This window comes from Mycobacterium sp. RTGN6 (assembly GCF_033804605.1).
Taxonomy (GTDB): Bacteria; Actinomycetota; Actinomycetes; order Mycobacteriales; family Mycobacteriaceae; genus Mycobacterium.
Genome location: NZ_JAPZKZ010000002.1, coordinates 574,843 through 596,581, shown reverse-complemented (window position 1 = coordinate 596,581; position 21,739 = coordinate 574,843). Strand labels below are relative to the sequence as shown.

Below are 21,739 nucleotides of genomic sequence, written 5' to 3'. Positions count from 1 at the left end.
GGCGCTATGCCACGTCAGGCCGCAAAGTTCCGTCGCCTCGTCGCGTCCGCGACGACGATGGTGCTGTGCGCTGTGCTGGCAACGACGGCGGGTGTGCCGACCGCAGCGGCGGCCGACGGCCGTGAGCTCCTCGCCAATGCCATCGCCAACACGCGCGGTTCGTACCTGGTGTACAACTTCGGCGGAGGCAACCCCGCTCCGATGCTCAACGCCGGCGGCAACTGGTACGAGCTCACCAGCGGCGGGCACCTGATGATCATCAAGGGTGCCTCGCAGCGCCTGACCCCGCGTTTGCTCGTCGACTCGCACCGCGGCTATCAGGCCCGCTGCGAATCCGATCCCCGGGCCCGCACCGGCGAAGGGCTGTGGCAGGCGTCGGAGACCTTCACGCCGATCCAGGCCTGGCAGGCGCTCGGCAAGCCGACGATCGCGATCAATGCCAACTTCTTCGACATCCGCGGCCAGAAGGGCGGATCGTGGAAGTCCACCGGCTGCAGCTCCCCGCTGGGCGCCTACTTCGACAACACGCGCGGCGGAGCCCAGGCCAACGCGATGGTCACCGGCACCGTCGCCTACGCAGGCAAGCAGGGCCTGTCCGGCGGCAACGAGATATGGACCCCGCTGTCGACGATGATCCTGCCGGTTGGTGGCGCGCCATTCGTCGTCAGCCCCAGGTCGAACGACGACTTCGACGCGGCGACTCCCGTCATCCAGGGGCTGATGGACAAGGGCACCCGATTCGTCGCCGTCAGTGGCCTCGGACTGCTGGCGCCAGGTGACACCGGGCAGATGAACGACGGCGGCCCAAGCGCCGCCCGCACCGCGCTCGCCTACGCGCGCGACCGCGACGAGATGTACGTCTTCCAGGGCGGTAGCTATACCCCCGACCAGATCCAGGATCTGTTCCGCGGCTTGGGTAGTGACACCGCGATCCTGCTCGACGGTGGCGGGTCGTCGGCGATCGTGCTGCGCCGCGACACCGGCGGCATGTGGGCGGGCGCAGGCGTGCCCAAGGGCTCCTGCGACACCTACCAGGTGCTGTGCGACTCGCGCGAGCGCGCGCTGCCCAGCTGGCTCGCCTTCACCTGACCCGTCAGGCCGCGTGCTCCGACGACGCGCCACTCTCCGAACCACTTGCCGCCGACGCATCGGCTGTGGTGGTCGGCTCGGCGTCCTTCTTGCCGGTCTCGCTGGCCTCGCCCTTCTTCTCGTCCTTGGGCGAGAAGTTGTTCGCGGTGTCGCGCACGACGTTCAGTTCGGGCTTGGCGTGCTTGGGCTTCTTGGCCGTCGTTGCGTCGGCGTCCTTGGCGGCATCGGCGTCGGCCGCGTCCGCTTCGGCATCCGGCTTCGCATGCTTCGGAGCGGTGGGCTCACTCTCGACGGGCGTCGCCTCCTTGGCCGCCTCTTCCTTCTCCGCCGCTTCCTTGGCAGCGGCAGTCTCTTCGGCAGCCTGCGTATCCGCAGTATCCTTTTCCGCCGCCGGCGGCGTCACGTCCGATTTCTCCGTCGTCGACGTCGATTCCGCTGTGAGAGCGGAGGTTTCGTCGGCCGACTTCGTCTCGACCTCTGGAGCGAGCGACAACATCCGCGCACTGGACGACGGCACCGAAGACGCACTCGTTGCGGCGAGTGGCGTCACGCCACCCAGTCCGCCGAGCAGCCCGCCACCGCCGAGCAGCCCGCCGAGCAGGCCGCCGATTCCGTTGAGCAGTCCGCTGAGCGGATCGGTCGGGGTTCCCGTGCCCGTTCCGGTGCCCGGCGTACCCGTACCCGTGCCCGTCGTGAGGCCGGGCAACCCGCCACCACCGAGCAGACCGAGCAGGCTGGCGAGCGCATTGGGGGTGTTCGGCGTCGGGTTGCCGCTGAGGAATTCCTTCTGAAAGCCGCCGAACAGCGCAGTGATGCTGTCGCCGAGCGCCTTTCCGTAATCGATGTTGGGGAACGAGAGGAAGGGCGTCTCCTCGCCGGCCGTGGAGAAGTCCCGGGTGTAGGTACCGTCGGGGTTCTGCACGGCGTTGGCGTAGCCGATGGTGTTGAGGATTGTCATCGCAGGCGCAAGCGCGTTGGCCAACCGCATCGGAATCTGCGCGAGCGGGCTGAGCCCGACGATGTTCAACAGGTCGGACGCCAGGTACAGCGGCTCCAACGTCGGGAGCGTCGCCGAGTGCAGCGTCAGATAGAGGTTCAGCGCCAACGGATTTCCTGCGGCGACGTCGGCCAGCGCCGCGGTCAGCTGCGGGGTGAGCTGGTCGGTGAGGCCGTCAAGGCTCAGCCCGCGCAGCATGTACGTCGGAAACAGGCCGGCGGCCAGGTTGTTGACCAGTGTCACGGGGTTGGGCCACGACGCCAGGTCGGACAGCGGTTGGTACTCGTAGGTGGCGTCGATCAGGATCGGCAGCACGTTCGCGCCGCCCAGATGGAGTCCGGTGTTGCCGACGGGTAGCCCGCCGTCGCCGGTCAGTTGGGTGTGCGGGTTCACGGTGTCGATACCGAACAACGCCGCCAGCGGGCCGAACCGGGCGAACGCGCCGCCATCCGGGCGCGCCGCATTGTTGATCAGAATCAACGGCAGCACGGTCAGGCTGCCGAGGATCGGGTCGACGCCGGTGTAGGCCGAGCCGCCCGGCTGATTCTTCAGGTCGTCGATCACCTGCTGGTACGCCATCGCTGCCGCGAAGGCGCCGATTCCGATTCCGACCGTGGGCGTGACACGGGCGTGGAGCACGTCGGGCAATGCACCGGTGACGGGAGTGATGATGCCGGCCACCGACGCCACCAGATTGGCAACCGCTTGCTCCAGGGTGGTGCCGAGGCCCGGAAGCGGCAGCCCCAACCCGCCGAGCAGGTCGTCGAGTAGACCCAGATCGAGCGTGCCGTTGTCCAACGCGTCGTTCAGCAGGCCCTGCACGATTTCGACGACGCCGTTGACGCCGAGCTCCAGGTAGGGGGTTCCGTTGATCTCGTTGGCCACCGAGTTTGGCAGCCCAGGCACCCATCCGAGGTCGAGTCCGAGCATCTTCAGCACGCTGAACGTCGGGCCGGCGGTGATCAGGTTGACGCCGGGGACGTTGAGGTTCGCCAGGTTCAGCGGGTCGGAGAGGTCCAGCCCCAGCAGCGCCAGCAGCCCGGTGAGGGTGCCGTCAGTGATCTCGTCCACGCCGAGCAGGTTCAGCACGTTGGTCAGCAGGCCCTGGTCACCCAAACCCAATTGGCCGAGCACGGTGTCGAGGACGGGAAGGTCGAGCGAGATGGAGGCCAGAATCGACGGAAGCAGGTTCGCGGGGATTTCCGTAAGCAGCGTGTCGACGAGGCTCTGTGGGTCCACTCCGGCGGCCTGGGCGAACGCCGTCAGGCTGATGCCGTTCACCACTGCCCGGATGAGCTGGTCAAGGATGGTCTGGCTGAAGTCGTAGACCGTGGTGCCGAGTCCGCCCGTCAGGTCGGGCAGCGTCTTGGGGTTCGGGTACTGGCCGGAGTCCGGCAGCAACTGGATCGCCGCTGCGAGGTCGATGTTCTCGGCGGTGAGGCGCTTCGCCGGGTCGGGCGGCGGCTCGACGCCGACCGTCAAAGCAGTGGCAGTCGCTGTCGCGGCGCTAACCAACGCCACGCTCAAGCGGCGCGCTTTCCTCGTACGATGCCTGCCTGCCATCTGACCAGTCCTTTCGACGCCCCCGTGAGCCGTGTCACAGGACGTTAACACTTACGCAGGCGGCAATACCAAGAATTGCTGAGCGAAGACCTGGCTCGCCGCCTGCGGAATCCACACCGCGAATCCTTGGCGCTACCAGGACCTTCATTGATTGACGGATGCGACAATTCCTGGCAATTGCGGCAACTGAGCCGACCTAGATAAGTGCGGTCACGGTTGTGGCAATCGGTGCATAATTTGCCAGCAGTGAATGAGGCCCCGCCTGCGTCCGCAACGCGAGTGCGCTGGAAATCACCGCGCACGTCGATTTCGCGTAGCTGGAACCGAATGGGGCCATTCGTTCGGCTACGGCTGTCCGGAGACCTTGCGCAAGACGAGATCGCGCGCCCGCGTCGGCAGGTTCGTCATCAGTGCCACCTGAAGCTTCGGCACCAACCCGACGACGTAGCGAGCGCGCGGGCGACGCGTCGTCAGCGCCTGCTCCACGACGGCGGACACCTTCTCCGGCGCCACGGCGATCTTCTGGGAGAGCGGGATGGACTTCTTGAAGCCCGCGATGTGCCTCGCGTACAGCGTGCGGTGCTCGGGGGCTAGCGCCGCCTCGGTTTCCACCGCGGCGGAATCTGCGGTGCGCCACATGTCCGTGTCGGTCTGCGCAGGTTCGATCATGACGACGGAGACTCCCCACGGCCGCAGTTCCATCCGCATGGCATCGGCCGCCGCCTCGAGGGCGAACTTCGACGCCGCGTACGCGCCGACCATGGGCATCGACAGCTGGCCGTTGACGCTCGAGATGAAGACGATGCGCCCCTTCGACTGCCGCAGTCGGGGCAGTACCGCCCGAGTCACGGCGAGCTGACCGATCACGTTGACCTCCAACTGCTTTCGCCAGTCCTCGGAGGTGACGGTCTCCATCGGTCCACTGACGACGATGCCCGCGTTGTTCACCACGGCGTCCAACCGAGCGGGCAGCGTCGCCTCGAGCTGCTCGATCTGGGCGGCATCGGTGACGTCGAGGAACACCGCCGACACCCGCTGCGCGTTGACCGCGGTGATGGCGTCGGCGTCCTCCTGCGTCCGCACGCCCGCGATGACGTCCCAACCCCGGCCCGCGAGGTGCTCGACGATGGACCGTCCGATGCCTCTGGCCGCGCCAGTGACGAGTACTGATGGCATACCGGTCAGGCTACGTGGGATGCGGGACCGCGCCGCTACAACCGCGGAGTGAGGTCCAGCGACGTGATGTCCTGCATCCGGGTAATCAGCCAGTGCCCGCCGTGGTGTTCCAACGTCAACCGGTAGGACAGGTAGCGCAGCGACGGAATGCCCTTCGTGACCGGGCTAGTCGACACCGAGTTGGTGTACACGATGGCCGAGGCCTCGGTCGACGTCAGCGATTCCACGGCCGCGCCCTTGACCTCGGTGCTGTTGGTGACCTGGGCCTGCTTGTTGGCCTCGACGATGCCGTCGATGAACTGCCGGTACTGGGTGGCGAAGTCGCCGCCGAGATACCTGGCCGTGCGGTCTGCCAGCTTGTCGATGTCGTCGGGCGTGTACGTCCACAACGTCTGGATGGCCTCCGCTGCCGTCGTCGCCACCTCGAGCTTGACCTGGACTGCCGCCCGGTCGGCTAGGTAGGGCTGCAGCGTGGCTCCGGCGAACGCGGCGGCCGCGACGACCACCGCGCCGGCCGCGACTGCGGCGAGCTTGAGTCCGCGGCCCGCCGGCTGGTGTGGCACCAGGATCGGTTCTGCTTCGTCGACGTCGGTCTCGTCGGCTCCCGTCTCGACGGCCTCCGGCTCCTCGGTCAGTTCGACCGCGCTCGACTCGACGTCTACGGGTTCGGGTTCGACTGTGTCCGTGTCGGATTCGACGACCTCGGCGACCTCGTCACCCGGTTGCCGCAGCTTCTGGCGCGGCAGGCGGTGGCGACTGCGGGCCGACTTGCCCTCGGGGACCGGCGCGGCGGCGACGGCGTCGTCGGTCAGATCACCTGGATCAGGTTGCTGATCTTCCACTGCTGCCCTTCCTCGATTGTCGTTACCACCCAACGATTTCCGCTCTCGATGGTGGTCTTGCCGTCCGGTGACTTCGCGGTGATCTTCGTAGCGACCAGGATGTCCGCGCTGCCGTTGGCGTTCCACCGCTGCACGCCGGCTTCCAGCACGGTGCCGGTCGTCGGCTCTGCTCGTGCGACCTGGACGACGATTCCGTTGTACTTCTCCTTGAACTGCTGGGCGAACTCCCCCGTGCCCTGCGCCTGAATCCGGTCCCCGTAGTCGTTGGCGTGGAAGGGATCCAGCGTCGTGTAGTCCGTCATGAACTGCCGCACCTTGCCGAGCGCGGACGCGTCCCTGACCTGCGTGCGATGGTCACTGACCTGCCCGACCACCATGAAGATGCATGCGGCGATCGCCGCCGCGGCGACGAGCGCCGACACGATGGCGGTGACCGGCAGCCCCCAACGCAGCGGTTGCTTGTCCAGCGGGGCGAAGTAGGAGCGCTCGACCGGGTCGATCTTTCTGCGCGGGCTCATTGGCCGCCGCCGTTCAGCTGCGGCTTCTTCAGGACGATGAGGTTGGCAACCCGCCACTGCTCGCCGACCTTCTCGAAGTCGACGCGCACCGTGGCGGTGATGAACTTCAGGTCCTTCGCGTCCGCGCCGCGTTGACCCTGAAGCGCCATCAGCATCGCCGCCCGCTCACGCTCCACTGACAGGACCGCACTGCTGACGGCCCAGTACTCGTTGTTGGTGACGCCCGTCTTCTGCACGTTCTGCTGCTGCGCGATCAGCTGCGGCCGGTAGCCGTCGGTCGCGAGCGACTGCGCCCTTGCGAAGTCGTCCACCACGCTCTCGGCGTCATAACTCAGCAGCTGCTCGACGATGCGCGGGCCTTGCTCCGAGATCTGCGCGCGGGCCGCATCGACCGCCCTGTCGTGGCGGTAAACCACCAGGTATCCCAGCCCCGCACCCGCCGCCGTCAACAGCGCCGCGGCCACCAACACCAGCGCGGCGATGCGACGAACATCGCGCTTGGGCCGGGCATGCGCGTGAACCTCGGTGCGCAACAACATGTCTGCAAAGGTGCGGTGTCGCTTGTCCCACAGCGGCCACAGCCATCCGACGAACACCGCCGCCGTGTCCAGTAGGTGCGCGAGCTCGCGGAGCAGCAGGCGCAAGAAGCCGACCGGCTCACCGCCCGCACGGACGACGCGGATGCCGAACACCGCGCGGCCCAGGCTCCACCCCATGAACGACGGCAGGAGCACCCGATTCACCACCATGGCGGCCGCGACCACCGCCAGCACCACGACGTACACCCACCGCAGCCAGCTGCCCGGTGTCGTGGTGTAGCCCATCAGCGCCATCGTCGAGAGCACGACTACACCGGGCACGTAGTCCAACGCGAACGCTCCGAGCCGCGCCCCCCACGAGGCGTACCGGATCGGATCCGCGTCGGTGTCCGTCGGCTCCTCGACGTCCTGCAGAACTGCCGTCACGACGTGACCTGTTCCAACGTGGACACCTTGTACGTGCCGTCGGCCGGCGCCATCGTCACCCGCAGTCGGTAGCCCTGCTCCTGGTTCGGGGCCTGCGAGTTCGTCACCTTCACCCTCAGCGCCACCAGGACGTCGACCGAGCCGTCGTCGTGATGCTTCACCACGGCCGCACGCATATCCGAGACCTGCACGGCGACGTTGGCCACCTGATACGCGTCGACCAGCATCCCGCTGTACAGGTTGGCCTGGACGGCGAAGGCACCCGTCGCGCACTCGATGATCTTCGACTGGCTCGCCGTCATCGCGGCGACGTCGGGCGCCTGCGTCGCAGCGACGCACTCCTTCGCCCGGTCCAGGGCCTGCGCGTCCTGAGCCGCGATGACCTCGCTGCGCTGGTGCGCGCGGAGCGCAAGGTAACCGCCCACCCCGACGCCCGCGGCGACCACGGCCAACGCGGCGATGATCGCCACCAGAGCGCCGCGGCTGAACCGTTCGGTACGGCGCGCGACCACGGGCTCACCGGCCGAAGCCGTGAGCTCCGAGGAGTACGGCTCGTCCTGCGTTGCTGCGGATACTGCGACCGACGCTTCCGGCTCTATTGCGTCTGTTCCGGTGGGGTTCAGCTGGCTGGTGCCAGCATCTCCTTCCATCCGTTGTCTCCTGGGTTATTCGAGTTGGTGACGGTGTACGAGACGCCGTCGGGTCCCACGACCTCCCCGCTGGACGGGTTGTAGACGGCGGTCGGGCCTGATGCCGGAGTGTAGACACATGGGTTGGGCTGCTGGCCACTGCAGCTCACACTTCCCTGGCCAGGGGCGGTCAGCGGGTCGCTGATCGGCTGCGGAGTCGGTGGCAACTGATCGGCAGGCAACGGGTTCATGCCGTTGTTGATCGACGGGGCGGGCTCCACGTAGCCCGGCTTGACGGGTTGGTCGCAGCGAGCCCCTGGCGCAGGGCAGGTGAGCACCTGATCCGGGTTTCCGTACCACGGGTTGGTACCCAGCGGCGCGTAGGGTTCGTTGCTCCGGCATTCCTTTGGCGTGGCCGCACGCTTGCCGGGCACGTCGGCGCACGGGTAGTTGCGGGCGCCGCGAACGACGTTGCCCTGGTAGTCCTTCGGGATCTTGCAGTACGTCCCCGACGGCAGCGGCGCCGTGGTGGTGTCGGCAGGCGAACGCCACTGAGACGCGGGCAGGAACCCGGTGAGGCACGGCGGGGGCTGGTTGATCGACAAGCCGAAGTGCAGCAAGCCCTCACCCTCGAAGATGGTGCCCGCTTCCGCGACGGAGGCGCCCTGCGGCAACACGACGAGCGCCTGCTCGACACCCGCGTGGTAGCGCTTCAACATGTCGATCACGACCTCGAGGTTCGCCAGGGTCTGTGGCAACGAGTCGCGGACCCCGCTGAACACCTCGTTGAGCTGGTCGGCGGTGGGCGCGGCCTGCTGCAGCCCGCTGCGCAGCGCCTGATCTTGCTCGGCGGTCTGCCCGGCGATGACGTTGAGGTTCGCCGCCCACTGGGAGATGGCGTCCCCCGAGTTCACCTGGCTGTCCAGGATGGGCGTGGCGTTGTTGATGATGTCGTTGACCGGGCCGAGGTTGTCCTTGAAGTCGCTGGCGATCGCGGTGGTGGAGTCCACCAGGCGTTGCAGCGCCGGACCCAGTCCGCCCACGGCCTTCGACGTCTCGGTCAACAGCGAGTCGATCTTCTCTCTCGGCAGCACCTCGAGCCCTCGGTACGCCGAATCGAGCGCAGGCCCGACCTCGCTGGGCACGCTGCTGTTGGTGATGGTCTGGCCATCGCTGAGGAACTGGCCGGGATTGCCGGTCGACACCAGGTCGAGGTACTGCTCACCGATGGCCGAGACCGAGTGCACGTTCGCGGACGCATCGACCGGGATCTTGAACTGGCTGTCGATGCTCATCTCGGCGCGTGCGCCGTGCTCGGTTGGCGTGACGGCCCTGACCTTGCCGATCGTGGTGCCGCGGTACGTCACGTTGGCGGTGGAGTACAGGCCACCCGATCGGGGCAGGTCGGCGTAGAGCTTGTACTGACCGATCCCGACCAGCGCGGGTAGCCGCAGGTAGTACCACCCGAGCGCCGTCAACGCGATGATCGTCAGAATCGTGAACAGGATCAACTGGGCCTTGATGAGGCGTGTCAGCACAGCTCACTCACCCCTCTCGACCAGCGGGCCGCCCTCAACGCTGTGCGCGTTGGGAGTGAACCGGACGTCCGGAATCATGGTCGCCGGGTCGCGGCCCCACGCCTGCTCGAGCGCACGCAGCATGCCGGAAACGCCGGTGCCGGAGAGCAACCCGTTGTCGATCGCGGACAGCGTCAGGTCGACGTTGAGCGACACGTTGATGTAGTCGCCACGCACCACCTTCGGCACGTTCTCGATGCTGAACGGTGCGGTCAGCAGCAGCTTCAATGCGCCGATGACGTACGGCGAGGCCTTGCCCAGCTGCTTGCCCGGACGCTGCAGGTTGATCAGGTTCTGATGCAGATCCGGGTTCGCCTGCGACAGCGTCTCGTCGGTGGCGGTGCTCACCCGTCCGAGTGCCGTCACGGCGTCGGCGAATAGGTCCCGGGTCTCGGCGAAGTGCTTGATCAGCGGCGGGAACTCGGTCAGCACCCGATCGAGGGTGTCGTTGCGCTGCGCCACGATGGACAGCAACCGGTTCGTCGAGTCGATCGCGCGGGTGATGTCGTTGCGCTGAGCGTTCAGCTCTGCGGTGAATGTGTCCAGCCTGCCGAGGAATTCGCGGATCTGATCGCCGCGGCCGTTCAGGATGTTGTTGATCTCGGTCTGGATCGTCTCCAGGTTGGGGATGCCGCCACCGGTGAGGATGGTGCCGATGCTGGCGAGCACCCGCTCCGTGGTGGGGAAGGCCGACGCATTCTGCAGCGGGATGGTGTCGCCGCTCTTGAGCAACGTGCCCGACGGGTCAGCCGGCGGGTCCAACTGCACGTGCTGCGACCCGAGCAGGCTGGTCTGGCCGACCTTGGCCAGCGTGTTGGAGGGCAGCTTCAGATCGGACTGAACGTCCAGGGTCAGCGTCGCCACCCAGTTCTTCAGCTCGATCGCCTTGACGCTCCCGACGAAGACGTCGGCGACCCGGACCCGGCTGTTGACGTTGAGCGCCAACGTATCCGGCATCTGGACGTAGAGCGTCATCCTGTCGGCACCGCTCTGGGGACCACCCGGCAGCGGCAGGTTGGCGACGCCCTTCCAGCCGCACGAGGTCAGCACGACGGCGAGCATGACGAAGGCACCCGCGCGCTTGGCGAGTCCGCCGACGCCGAGCTTCCTCGGACTCGTCACGTGCAAGCGGCGCATCAGTTGCCTCCTGCTTCAGCTGGCAGCGGTGGTCCTGCGGGCGCGGGTCCCATCCCGGCGGGCGAGATCGCCCCGCCGGGATCGCCGGGGATGACGCCCGGTGCGGGAGCGGGCGGCGGTCCGGGCTGCACGTACCACGGCGGGGGCAGCGGGCTGTTCTCGCCGTACGCATTGGGCGGTCCGGGCAGCCTGCCGTTGTTGACCCCGAATGCCGGTGGAGCGGGCGGGATTACGATGTCGGGTCCGCCCATGAGCTCGGAGAGCGACTCGGGCGTCAGCATGTTCGCGGTCAACGGTTGCACGTCGACGCCCTGCATGCCGGGTGCGACGACCCAGCCTGGCTCGTGGTTGCCGTGCGAGAACAGCGTGTCGCGGGAGAAGATGCCGGGGACCGTCGTGTCCTTGTATCCCGGCGGCGGTTGCAGCCTGGGCTCGGAGTACGCGATCTGCTTGGGCAGCGTCATCGCCGTGCTGAACTGGTTCAGGCCGAACGGCGGGAAGTTGAACTTCGTCGCGTCGAGGATCGGCCCCAGGTACTGGGCGCACAGTTCGGCGGAGTCCTGGTAACCGAGCCGGCTACCCGCCTGGATCGCGCTGCACAGGAACTGCATTGGATTGGCGTAGTTGTTGATGGTCGGCAGACCGACGATGCCGCCAGCGTTCGGCGCCGCGATGTTGACGAGGTTCGACGCCAGGTTCGGGAACACGTGCAGGCCGGTTTCGAGGCCGTCGCGCGGCTCGGGCTGCAGGATCGCGTTGGTCGCGTCGGCCAGGTTGTTGACGTCCTTGGTCAGCACCGTGGCGTTCTGGTCGAGGAAACCCCTTGTCGTGCTGAGCAACTGGTTGAGGTCCTGCACCGCGGTGGCCACCTCGCGGTCGGTGTTGGTGAACGAGTTGGTGAACTGCGCCAGGTTGTCGTTCAGCGCCACGAACTGCTGATCGCTCTTGTAGAGCGCGTTGACGAACAACGCCAGGCTCTTGATCACGCCGAAGAAGTCGCCGCGGCCCTGGTTCAGCGTGGTGAGCGCGTCGGACAGGCTGTTCAGCGTCTTGTTGATCTCCTCGCCCTTGCCCTCGAGCCCGTTGGAGAACGACTCGATGACGTCACCGAACGGCCCCTTCGGCTGCTGCGGCGTTGGGCCGAGGTCGGTCAGGATGCGGTTGATCGAGTCGCGCAGTTCGTCGTACTCGACCGGCACCTGGGTGCGGTCGATCGGGATGAGTGCGTTGTCCTCGAGTACCGGGCCTCCGGTGTACGGCGGCGCCAGCTGGATGGTCCGCGACGCGACCAGGCTGGGGTTGAGCACCGACGCCGTGACGTTGGCGGGCACCTTGTACTTCGAGTCGTAGTGGAAGGTGACCTTCATCTTGTCGCCGGCCGGCACGATCGTGTCGATCTGCCCGACCTTGACGCCCATGATCTGGACCTTGTCGCCCGGATACAGCGCCAGCGTCTGCGGGAACTCGGCCACCACGGTGTTGGTGGTCAGCTTCTTGTACAGGTGCCAGCCGACGAACGCGGCGATCAGCCCGAGGACGATGACGAGTGTTCCGATGATGACCGACGCACGCGTCAGCGCAGGCATCTTGAGGTTGCGGACGTTGAAGATGGTTGACATCGCGGCGGCCCCTATCCCTGTGATCCGGGCGGGAGGAACGGCGGGTTGCCGGGCAGCGGTTCGCCGCCGCCACCGACCTGCGGGCCGGGTCCTGGCGGCGGTATCGGGCCGACGAGCGCAGGCGGCAGCGGCGAGGTGCCGTCGCCCTGAAGCGATCCCGGCGCGATGTACGGATCGGACGGACCCGGCGTGGCCGGAACCGTGCGGGCCCCCGGCGGGCCGGGAGCGAACGGCTGCGGCGCGATGCCGGGCACGATCGGCGAGTACTCACCGGGGAACGCGGCACTGGGCACGCCGGGAGCGGGGTTCGCCGCGGCCGGGTTCGGCGGCAGGCCAACGACGTTCGGCTGCGTCAGGTCGTTCGCGGGTCCGTAGGGGTTGTTGCCGAACGGACCGACGGTGGCGTCTGCGCACGGCAACGGGTTCGCCGAAGTCGGGAAGTTGCCGGGCCCAGGCGTGTACGAGCACGGCGTGCCCGCGATGACCGCGGGGCCTGGATGCTCCGGGGTGCCCTCCAGATGCGTCGGCGCGGGCGGTGGGGCGCCGTTGGCCTGTCGTTGGCCGTTGGGGTCCGGCCATTGGTGCGACGGCAGGCCCGCGTTGCCCCAGAACTCCTCGGGGCTGATGCCACGCTTCTTGAAGGCGGCGTCCACCCACGGCTGCAGGATCCAGTAGGGCAGCAGGTTGACGAGCATGACCTTGAAGTAGGGCCCCGACGCGATGCCCTCGGCCAGCGACGCGGTGAACTTGCTCAACGTGGTCAGCACGTCGATCAGGTCGTACTTGCGGGCCACCAGCACGTCGCTGATGGTGTTCAGCTGGGTGAGCACGCGGTTGAGGTTCGGGTTGTCGTCGATGAAGCCCTTCACCTGGGCCGAGAAGTTGCCCACCCGCTCGAGCAGCGCGCTGACGGCGTAGGTGCGCTCGTTGACGGCGGCCAGCAGCGTCTTCGCGTTCACCAGCAGCGAGTTGATCTGCTCGCTGCGGCTGCCAAGCACTCCGGCGATCTTGTTGGCGTTGGCGAGCAGCGACTTGATCTCGTCGTCGCGCTTGCCGATGGTGTCGGAGAACCGGGCCACCCCGTCGAGCGCGGCGGACAGATGCGGATAGGTCTGATTGATGGTTTCCGAGAGCACGTTCAGCGACCGCTTGACCGTTTCGGTGTCCCACCCGGAGGCGGACTTGGTGAGATCGAAGAAGGCGTCGTAGATCTGGTAGGGCGTGGTGGTTTGACCAAGCGGCAGCACGCCATTGGGCTTGAGGGTGGTATCGCCCTTCGGCTCGATCTCGAGGTTCTTGCGCCCGAGGATCGTGTCGGTGCGGATGTTGGCCCGGCTGTCAGTGCCGACCTTGACGCCCGTCAGCGAGTAGCCGATGACGACCTTGTCGCCGTCGATCTCCATGCTCCGGATGTTGCCGACGTCGACACCTGCGATACGCACCTTGTCGCCGGGGTTGAGCCCGCCGGTGTCGGTGAACTGCGCGTAGTAGGTGGGCGTCGCAAACACCATGGGCACGCTGGCGAAGCTCTGTCCGACGCCGATGACCAGCAGCAGGATGATGATGCCCATCAACCCGTTGCGGATCCGGTTGTCGCCTTCGAGGGTCCTCATTGCGGGGTGCACCTTCCGGACGGCTGCGACCAGACCTTGACGGTGCGGACGGGACCACCCGGCTGCAGTCCGTTCAACTTCAGGGTGACGTCGCACGCGTAGAAGTTGAAGAAGTCGCCGTAGATGCCGCCCGCGCGGCCAATGATCTTCAACGCCTGCGGGAGCCTGGTGAGGATGTCGTTGAGTTGATCCTTCTGATCGACCAGCGGCTGCTGGATCATCTCGAGATCGGTGACGGTGCGCTGAAGCAGCGGCCGGTTGTCGCCGAGCAGGTCGGCGACCGAGCCTGCCGCATCACTGATCTCGGCCACCGACGTCGCGATCGGATCGGCGCGGTTCTTCAATCCCGTGATGAGTGTTTCGAAGTTCTTCACGGTGTCGTCGAACTGCTGCTGATGCTTGACCGTCGTGTCGAGCACGGTGTTGAGATTGCGGACCACCTCGCCGATGGCCTGGTCGCGATCGGCGATCGCGGACGTCAGCGACGCGGTCTGGTCGAGGATGTCGTTGATGGTGCCGCCCTGGCCTTGGAAGATCGTGACGATCGACTGCGCGATGTTGTTGACCTTGTCGGGGTCCAGTGCCCGGAACAGCGGCCGGAATCCGCCGATGAGCGCGTCGAGGTCCAACGCGGGCTCGGTGCGTTCCACCGGGATGGTGCCGCCGGGCGGCAGCTTCTTCTCGTCGTCGCCGCGCTTGAGTTCGAGGTAGCGATCGCCGATGAGGTTTAGGTACCGGATCGACGCGGTGGTGCCCTGGAAGAGCGGCACGCTGCGATCGACGTCGAAGTCGATCTGCACGCGGTGTCCGTCGTCGAGCAGCTGGACCTTGGCGACCTTGCCGACCTCCACGCCGGACGCGCGGACGAACTGGCCAGCGCGCAGCCCGCTGGCGTTCTTGAACACCGCTGAGTAGCTATTGGTGCGGTCGAACCGCATCTGACCGAACACCACGATGATGATCGCGGTGAACATCAGCAGCACCAACGACATGGCGCCGAGCTTGATCGCTGTACCGGTGATTTTCATGGGTTGATCGTGTTCTCCCCGATCTGGCGGCCCCAGACGTACTCAATGGCGATGGGTTGACCCAGTTCGAAGTGGTTGTAGGGGGCGATCGACGCGCCGGTGTCCATCACCAGGTACGGCGCGGGCCACAGGTCTTTGGTCGTCGACTGCCAGCAGCCGGGCTTTCCCTCCGGGCCACCCCTCGCGTTCACGCGGGGCAGGTTGTCGGGGTAGACGTACGGGTTGGACGCGCCGAGCACCTCGGAGTGAGTGCGCAGAGAGTAGCCGTTGCCACCCAGCGACGAGGCGATCTTCGGCTCGACGTCGTGGTAGTTGCGGATGGTGCAGAACAGCGCGGGGCTGTACTCGTCGAGCAGTTGCGTCGTCGGGATCAGGTCGGCTGCGCCGCGCACCAGGTACGGGCCCGCCTTCTCGAAGACCTCCCCGCCCGTGTTGCCGAACCCGACCGAGGCCATCAGCGCCGCATCGATGTTGGCCTGCTGATCGTTGAGCGTGCGGGCCGTGGTGACGGCGTGCTCTAGGCCGTCGAACAGGTTCGGTGAGGCGTCGGCGTACACGTTGGCGAGATCGGCCAACCGCTGGTTGTCCTGGCGGAGCCGGGGCATCTGTGGATTGAGGTCGGCCAGGATCGTGTTGCCGTTCTGAATCGACTCGCCGAAGCGGTCGCCCAACCCGTCGAGCGCCTGCGCGGTGGCCGTCAGCGTCTGGTTCAGCTTGATGGGGTCGACCTGCTTGGCTACCTCGACGACGGTCTCGAACAGCGTGTTGAACTCCGTCGTCACCGACGAGACGTCGATGTCCTTTGCCGGGTTGATCCGGGCCGCGTCGGGCTTCGGCGGCGTGGAGAAGGCGATGTACTTGTTGCCGAACACCGTGCTGGCCTTGATCTCGGCGTCCACGTTGGCCGGGATCAGGCTGACGAACTGGCGGTTGACGTCGAGCGTCACCTTCGCCTTCTGGACGCCGTCGGAGTCGACGGCCTCGATGCCGACGACGCGGCCGATCTCGACTCCGTTGTAGGTGACCTTCGAACCCGGATCCATCGACAGACCCGACCGTCCGGCGATCAACGTCAGCTTCTCGGGGTCCTCGAAGCCGCCGCGGAACTGAACCGACACCAGGGTCACGACGACGGCCAACGCCACCAGCAGAACAAGCCCCGCCAACTTGAAGGGTGGCGTCCGCGGCTTGTTGACCGGCAATTGCACTTGGCCTGAAGCGGTCATGGCGCTACACCGTCAGGTTGAAGTTGGCGTTGGTGCCGTAAAGCGCCAACGAAGCGAACAAGACGACGAGGACGATCGCGATGAGCGAGGCGCGCATCGAGCGGCCGACGGCCTCACCGACGCCAACGGGACCGCCGCTGGCGTAGAAGCCGTAATAGCAGTGGTTCAACATGACGATGACCGAGATGATGATCGCCTGCACGAACGACCACGCCACGTCGTCGGGCCGCAGGAACGTCCGGAAGTAGTGCTCGTAGGTGCCGGTCGACTGACCGTAGAACAGCGTCGTAGTGATCTGCGCCGACAGGAAGCTCATGATGATCGCCATCGCATACAGCGGGATGATCACGACGAAGCCGGCCATGATGCGCGTCGACACCAGGTACGAGATCGACTTGATGCCCATGACTTCGAGCGCGTCGATCTCCTCGCTGATGCGCATGGCGCCGAGTTCCGCGGTGGCGCCTGCGCCGACGGTCGCGGCCAGCGCCTGGCCCGCGACGACGGGGGCGGCGATGCGCACGTTGACCAGTGCGGCGAAGAACCCGGTGAAGGCCTCGACGCCGATGTTGCCGAGCGAGGCGAAACCCTGGATGGCGATCAGCGAGCCGCCCGACAGGGTGACGAATCCGACGATGGCGACGGTGCCGCCGACGACCGCCATGGCGCCGGTGCCCATGCCGATCTCGGCGATGAGGCGCAGCATTTCCTTGCGGTAGTAGCGCAGTGCGTGGCCGATGGAACCGACGGCGGTGACGATGAACCACGCGACGTGGCCGACGCTGTCGAGGAACCGCGCGGGCGATTTGGCCAGCCGCTCGGCCTGGCCGACGCCTCTCGGGAAGCGGGACCGCAGGACTGTGGATGTCGACATGTCAGCGCCCCGTTCCGAATCGGACACCGATGGTGGTGAGCACGACGTTGACCGCGAACAGCGCGATGACGCAGAGCACTAGCGTTTCGTTGACAGCGGTGCCGACGCCCTTGGCGCCGCCGGAGACGGTGAGGCCTCGGTAGCAGCCGACGAGCCCGGCGATCAGCCCGAACACCATGGCCTTCACGACGGAGATGAGTACCTCGGGCAGGCCGGTCACCAACGTCAGCGTCGACACGTACGCGCCAGCGGAGATGTTCTGGATGTAGACGCCGAATACGAAGCCGCCGACCAGTCCGATGGTGATCACCGCGCCGTTGAGCAGCAGCGCCACGAACGTCGAGGCCACGACGCGCGGTACGACGAGCCGGTGAATCGGGTCGATGCCGAGCACCTCGAGTGCGTCGATCTCCTCGCGGATGGTGCGGGCCCCGATGTCGGCGCAGATTGCGGTAGAGCCTGCGCCCGCCACCACGAGCACCGTGACGAGCGGGCCCAGCTGTGTGACGGCGCCCAGCGCCGCGCCCGCTCCGGAGATGTCGGCGGCGCCGAACTCGGCGAGCAGGATGTTCAGCGTGAAGATGATGAGCACCGTCAGCGGGATCGCGACGGCAATGGTGGGCAGGAACGCCACCCGCATCAGGAACCAGCCCTGAAGGATGAACTCGCGCCACTGGAACGGTCGCCGAAACAGCGCCTTCGCGGTGAGCACACACATCTTGACGAAGCCGCCAACGGCCTGGAGGCCAGGCGTGATCTGGTCGCGGACGTAGTCGACCAGCCCTCCGGTAGACGCCGTCACCGGAGTGGCTCCATTAAGAAGCCGCGGTGAATGCGACGGAACGGCTGACCATGTCGCACGCCCCCTCCTTGCCCCTGCTCCAAGTGTGTGATTCCCGTCTCCCTACTGGTCGGTAGTAAGGCGGACCACAGGACTGTACCCGATGCCGTAGTAGCCGTGCACCGCATCCGCAGGATTGAAGACCCAACCGTTAGCAAACCCATCTCCCCTGGTCAGCCATGTGCGTTGCCTGCAGAAACCCTTGGAACAGAAGAACTTTCGCTAGCGTCAACGAACTTCTCCGCGCCGAAGCGCGCTCTCAGTTCCGTCTTGAGAACTTTGCCGGCGGGGTTGCGGGGAAGTGCGTCGACGATCTCCACCGCCTTCGGATGCTTGTACCGAGCGAGGCGTTCGGCGAGGAAATCGTCGAGTTCGGCCACCGGCAGTGCGGAAGGCGCAGTTGCCGCCAAGGCGATGACGGCCACCGGAACTTCTCCCCACTTCTCGTGTGGCCGCCCGATCACTGCTACTTCCGCGACGGCGGGGTGGGCCGCCAGTGCATTCTCGACCTCGGCGCAGTAGATGTTCTCGCCGCCGGAGATGATCATGTCCTTCTTACGGTCGACGACCCAGACGTAGCCCTCGTCGTCCAGCCGCACCAGATCCCCGGAGTGGAACCACCCACCTTCGAAGGCCTCGGCGGTGGCCTTCGGGTTGTTCCAGTAGCCCGCCATCAACGTCGGCGCGCGGTACACGATCTCACCGACCTGTCCGACGGGTACGTCGTTCATGTCCTCGTCGACGACGCGCGCGGCCACGGTGGGGATGACCTTGCCCACCGAACCCAGCTTGCGGATCGCGTCCTCGCCCAACAACATGCACGTCACCGGCGACATCTCGGTCTGCCCGAACGCCGCGAAGATCTGGCTGCCGGGGAACGTCTCCGCCATGTCCCGCAGCAGCGTGTCGGACGCGGGCGCCGCGCCCCACGACAGCGCGCGCAACGACACGTCGCGCGGATTGGCGCGCTGCGCCGCGCACACCGCCTGCCACTGCGCGGGCACGAGGAAGATGGCCGTCACCTTCTCGGCGGCCAACACGTCGAGCAGTTCGTTGGGGTCGAACGCCCCCAACGGGTAGAGCACGGTTGGCCTGCCGAGCATGAGCCCGCCGATCACGTTGCCGATGCCAGCGATGTGGAACAGCGGCACGCCGATGAAGCCAACGTCGTGGTTGAGGTCGACACCGATGGTGAACAGACCCGTCATGCCCTGGCCCGCAATGTTGTTGTGCGTCAACACCGCACCCTTGGGCCGGCCCGTCGTGCCGGAGGTGTACATGATCAGCGCGGGCGAGTCGTTGGGGATGTCGACGACCGGTGGGGCGCCGTCCTCGGCGATCAGGTCCTCGTAGTCGAGCACGCCGTCCTCGTCCGCGCCGCCCGCGACGATCACGGTCGATAGGCGGGGGTCGAGGTTGCGTACCGCGGTGGCCACGCCTGCGAGTACCGGTTCGGTGACGATGACCTTGGCGTCGCAATCGTCGACCAGGAAGGCGATCTCGGCGGGTGTCATGCGGAAGTTGATGGGCACCCCGATGGCGCCGAGCAGGTTGGCGCCCAGGAACGACTCGATGAACTCGGTGCGGTTGAGCATCAGGATCAGCACGCGGTCACCGGATTCGACGCCGCGGCGGCTCAACGCGCCGGCCAGGGCGGTGACGCGCCCGTCGAGCTCACCCCAGGTGATGGTGTGGCCGAGGAAGCGTAGGGCCGTCGCGTCTGGCTGCATGAGCGCGTGCCGTGCGAGCTGGTTCGTCCAGTTGTGCCTGCGCGCCAGATAGGGCTGCTCGACGGGCGAAGGCGACGCAGTCAACGGCTGGTGCTCCCTGATATCGGTCGGCGTGGGTTGCGTGATGTTGATATTTGATCAAACATGGCTGTTGCCCCGGTCACACTATGGCTTCGGCGGCGCGGGGACAACCCCACCAGTTGATTGGGAGAACGGACACCGCATGAACGCACCCGCCAGGCGGCGGCTGGGTCGTCGGGAGCAGCTTTCCGACGAGGTGGCCACTCACCTGCGGATCGAAATCATGTCGGGGTCGCTACGGCCTGGGACGTTCATCAGGCTCGACGAGACGGCCGCGGCGCTCGGCGTCAGCATCATGCCCGTACGGGAGGCGCTGCGGACGCTGCGCGGCGAGGGCATGGTCCAACTCGAGCCGAACCGCGGGCACATCGTCGCGCCGTTGACCCGCGACGATATCGAGGACCTGTTCTGGCTCCAGCAGACCATCGCCGCTCAGCTGGTGCGGTCGGCGGCCTTGCACATCACCGACGAACAGATCGACGAACTCGAGCGGCTCGCCGACAACGTCGCCGCTGCCGTCGACCGGCACGACCCCGACAAGGTGACCGCCGCCGAGTTCGCCTTCCACCGCTCGCTCAACCGCTCCGCGGGCCGGATGAAGCTGGCCTGGTTTCTGCTGCACGCCGCCCGGTACCTGCCGCCGCACGTCTTCGTGAACGATGCGCAGTGGGGCTTCGACGCGGTGACCAACCACCGGCAGCTGATCGCCGCTCTGCGCAGGCGCGATGTCGATGCCGTGGTACGGCTCACCACCGAACAGTTCACCGATGGTGCGCGCTTGCTCACCGCACGCCTCGACGAGGTCGGATTGTGGTCCTGACTAGGGAGCCAACTCCTCCGCGCGCGCCTTGAGGTTTTCGGCTAGGTGATCCAGCGCGTCGTTGACGACCTTCTTCACCATCGGCGCGGGCACCGGCAGCGTCACCTCGACGTCGAGGTCGACGGTGAGCAGCGTGGTCGTGCCCATTTCGACCACCGAGAAGACCTGCTCCTGCTTCTTGAACAGGTCGCCCTTCTGCATCACCGTCTGGACCTGGTTTTCGCCCGGGTAGTAGACGGCCTGGATGTAGGTGCCGTCCATGCCCTGCACCGACGTGTCGAGGCGCAACTGGCTGGGCCTGCCGTCGTCGTAGCGGGCCAGGATCCAACAGCCCTTGATCTCTTCGTTCCAGTCGGGGTACGACTCGAAGTCGGCCACGATGGCCATGATCGACTCGGCGGAGGCCGACACTTCGACGGTCTTGCTCACGATCGGCATCGGGCGACTATATCGAGAGGACGAGGCGATGAGCGCACGGGTTCGAATCGCGGTGCTCGACGACTATCAGCACGTCGCACTGACGATGGTGGACTGGTCGCCCGTCACGGCACGCGCCGACGTCACGGTCTTCTCCGACCACGTCGCGGACGCCGACGAGCTGGTCGCCCGGTTGGCGCCTTTCGACGTCGTCTTCGTGATGCGCGAGCGAACCCCGCTGCCGCGCAGCGTCATCGAGCGACTGCCTCGGCTGCGGATGATCGCGTCAACAGGGCCCTTCAACGCATCGATCGACTCCGACGCCGTCGCCGAGGCCGGCATTCACGTGAGCACGACGGGCGGCACCGTCGCGTCGACCATCGAGTTGACGTGGGCGCTCATCCTGGGTGCCTCGCGTCACCTGGTCGACGAGCGCCGGTCCCTCGCCGAGGGCGGATGGCAGACGACGGTCGGCCGCGAACTCGACCGTCGCGTGCTCGGCGTGCTCGGGCTCGGGCGCATTGGGGCCCGGGTGGCGCGGATCGGCGCGGCGTTCGGGATGGACGTCGTGGCGTGGAGTCAGAATCTGACCGAGGCGGCCGCCGCGGAGGCCGGGGCGAGGTATCTGCCGCGTGACGAGTTCTTCGCCACCGCCGACGTCGTGTCGGTCCATCTCAAGCTGAGTGAACGCTCCCGCGGGCTGGTCGGCGCCGCCGAACTCTCGGCGATGAAACCGACTGCGCTGCTGGTCAATACGTCGCGCGGACCGATCGTCGACGAGCCTGCGCTCATCGAGGCGCTGCGGTCGGGAGCCATCGCAGGCGCCGCTCTCGACGTCTTCGACACCGAACCCCTGCCCGCCGATCATCCGCTGCGCACGCTGCCCAACGTGCTCGCCACGCCGCACCTCGGCTACGTCGCCGACCGCCCGTACGGGATCTTCTTCCGTGACGCGGTCGCGGCCATCGCCTCCTGGCTCGACGACAACGCCTGACGG

19 protein-coding genes are annotated in these 21,739 nt (G+C 66.8%); 3 read left to right on the top strand and 16 right to left on the bottom strand.

Features of this window, described 5'->3' with window-relative positions:
* Positions 1 to 6 precede the first annotated feature (6 nt).
* Positions 7 to 1,089, top strand: a complete 1,083-nt coding sequence (locus SLQ33_RS07005; RefSeq protein ID WP_319453074.1) for a phosphodiester glycosidase family protein — start codon at positions 7 to 9, stop codon at positions 1,087 to 1,089.
* 4 nt (positions 1,090 to 1,093) lie between these two features.
* On the opposite strand, the gene SLQ33_RS07000 is transcribed toward SLQ33_RS07005, so the two are convergent.
* The 15 genes from SLQ33_RS07000 to fadD5 all read right to left on the bottom strand — a co-directional run bounded on the left by SLQ33_RS07000 (position 1,094) and on the right by fadD5 (position 19,508).
* Positions 1,094 to 3,568 (bottom strand): hypothetical protein, encoded by a 2,475-nt coding sequence (locus SLQ33_RS07000; protein WP_319453073.1) that lies wholly within the window; start codon positions 3,566 to 3,568, stop codon positions 1,094 to 1,096.
* A 426-nt stretch (positions 3,569 to 3,994) separates the two neighbouring features.
* Positions 3,995 to 4,825 (bottom strand): SDR family NAD(P)-dependent oxidoreductase, encoded by an 831-nt coding sequence (locus SLQ33_RS06995; RefSeq protein WP_319453072.1) that lies wholly within the window; start codon positions 4,823 to 4,825, stop codon positions 3,995 to 3,997.
* A 35-nt stretch (positions 4,826 to 4,860) separates the two neighbouring features.
* Positions 4,861 to 5,667, bottom strand: a complete 807-nt coding sequence (locus tag SLQ33_RS06990; RefSeq protein WP_319453071.1) for a mammalian cell entry protein — start codon at positions 5,665 to 5,667, stop codon at positions 4,861 to 4,863.
* Entirely contained in the window at positions 5,634 to 6,185 is a 552-nt protein-coding gene (locus tag SLQ33_RS06985) for a mammalian cell entry protein (RefSeq protein WP_319453070.1), read from the bottom strand. Before SLQ33_RS06985 ends, SLQ33_RS06990 begins: the two co-directional genes overlap by 34 nt.
* A complete protein-coding gene (locus SLQ33_RS06980) occupies positions 6,182 to 7,150 on the bottom strand; it encodes an RDD family protein (RefSeq protein ID WP_319453069.1) in 969 nt (322 codons plus the stop codon). The genes SLQ33_RS06985 and SLQ33_RS06980 overlap by 4 nt, the downstream gene beginning before the upstream one ends.
* Positions 7,147 to 7,800, bottom strand: a complete 654-nt coding sequence (locus tag SLQ33_RS06975) for a hypothetical protein (protein WP_319453068.1) — start codon at positions 7,798 to 7,800, stop codon at positions 7,147 to 7,149. The genes SLQ33_RS06980 and SLQ33_RS06975 overlap by 4 nt, the downstream gene beginning before the upstream one ends.
* Positions 7,770 to 9,317 carry an MCE family protein gene (locus SLQ33_RS06970; protein WP_319453067.1) on the bottom strand — a complete coding sequence of 516 codons (1,548 nt, stop codon included), beginning with the start codon at positions 9,315 to 9,317 and terminating at the stop codon, positions 7,770 to 7,772. Before SLQ33_RS06970 ends, SLQ33_RS06975 begins: the two co-directional genes overlap by 31 nt.
* 3 nt (positions 9,318 to 9,320) lie before the next feature.
* A complete protein-coding gene (locus SLQ33_RS06965) occupies positions 9,321 to 10,418 on the bottom strand; it encodes a virulence factor Mce family protein (protein WP_319453276.1) in 1,098 nt (365 codons plus the stop codon).
* A 74-nt stretch (positions 10,419 to 10,492) separates the two neighbouring features.
* Positions 10,493 to 12,112 carry a virulence factor Mce family protein gene (locus SLQ33_RS06960; protein WP_319453066.1) on the bottom strand — a complete coding sequence of 540 codons (1,620 nt, stop codon included), beginning with the start codon at positions 12,110 to 12,112 and terminating at the stop codon, positions 10,493 to 10,495.
* 11 nt (positions 12,113 to 12,123) lie between these two features.
* A complete protein-coding gene (locus tag SLQ33_RS06955) occupies positions 12,124 to 13,725 on the bottom strand; it encodes an MCE family protein (RefSeq protein ID WP_319453065.1) in 1,602 nt (533 codons plus the stop codon).
* A complete protein-coding gene (locus SLQ33_RS06950; protein ID WP_319453064.1) occupies positions 13,722 to 14,753 on the bottom strand; it encodes an MlaD family protein in 1,032 nt (343 codons plus the stop codon). Before SLQ33_RS06950 ends, SLQ33_RS06955 begins: the two co-directional genes overlap by 4 nt.
* Positions 14,750 to 15,979: an MCE family protein gene (locus SLQ33_RS06945; protein ID WP_319453063.1), complete on the bottom strand. Its 1,230-nt coding sequence runs from the start codon at positions 15,977 to 15,979 to the stop codon at positions 14,750 to 14,752. Before SLQ33_RS06945 ends, SLQ33_RS06950 begins: the two co-directional genes overlap by 4 nt.
* A 4-nt stretch (positions 15,980 to 15,983) precedes the next feature.
* Complete coding sequence (locus SLQ33_RS06940) at positions 15,984 to 16,853, bottom strand: ABC transporter permease (protein ID WP_319453062.1); 870 nt, start codon at positions 16,851 to 16,853, stop codon at positions 15,984 to 15,986.
* Position 16,854: 1 nt separating this feature from the next.
* Entirely contained in the window at positions 16,855 to 17,655 is an 801-nt protein-coding gene (locus SLQ33_RS06935) for an ABC transporter permease (RefSeq protein WP_319453061.1), read from the bottom strand.
* A gap of 212 nt (positions 17,656 to 17,867) precedes the next feature.
* The gene (gene fadD5 / locus SLQ33_RS06930) at positions 17,868 to 19,508 is read right to left on the bottom strand and encodes a fatty-acid--CoA ligase FadD5 (RefSeq protein ID WP_319453060.1); all 1,641 of its coding nucleotides are present in this window, start codon (positions 19,506 to 19,508) and stop codon (positions 17,868 to 17,870) included.
* A 139-nt stretch (positions 19,509 to 19,647) separates the two neighbouring features.
* Between fadD5 and SLQ33_RS06925 the strand changes: the two genes are divergently transcribed.
* The gene (locus tag SLQ33_RS06925; RefSeq protein WP_319453059.1) at positions 19,648 to 20,325 is read left to right on the top strand and encodes a GntR family transcriptional regulator; all 678 of its coding nucleotides are present in this window, start codon (positions 19,648 to 19,650) and stop codon (positions 20,323 to 20,325) included.
* On the opposite strand, the gene SLQ33_RS06920 is transcribed toward SLQ33_RS06925, so the two are convergent.
* Positions 20,326 to 20,763, bottom strand: coding sequence for an SRPBCC family protein (locus SLQ33_RS06920; RefSeq protein WP_319453058.1), 438 nt, complete (start codon positions 20,761 to 20,763; stop codon positions 20,326 to 20,328). It lies immediately after the preceding gene.
* A 28-nt stretch (positions 20,764 to 20,791) separates the two neighbouring features.
* On the opposite strand from SLQ33_RS06920, the gene SLQ33_RS06915 reads away from it, so the two are divergent.
* A complete protein-coding gene (locus tag SLQ33_RS06915; RefSeq protein ID WP_319453057.1) occupies positions 20,792 to 21,736 on the top strand; it encodes a D-2-hydroxyacid dehydrogenase family protein in 945 nt (314 codons plus the stop codon).
* Positions 21,737 to 21,739: the final 3 nt, after the last annotated feature.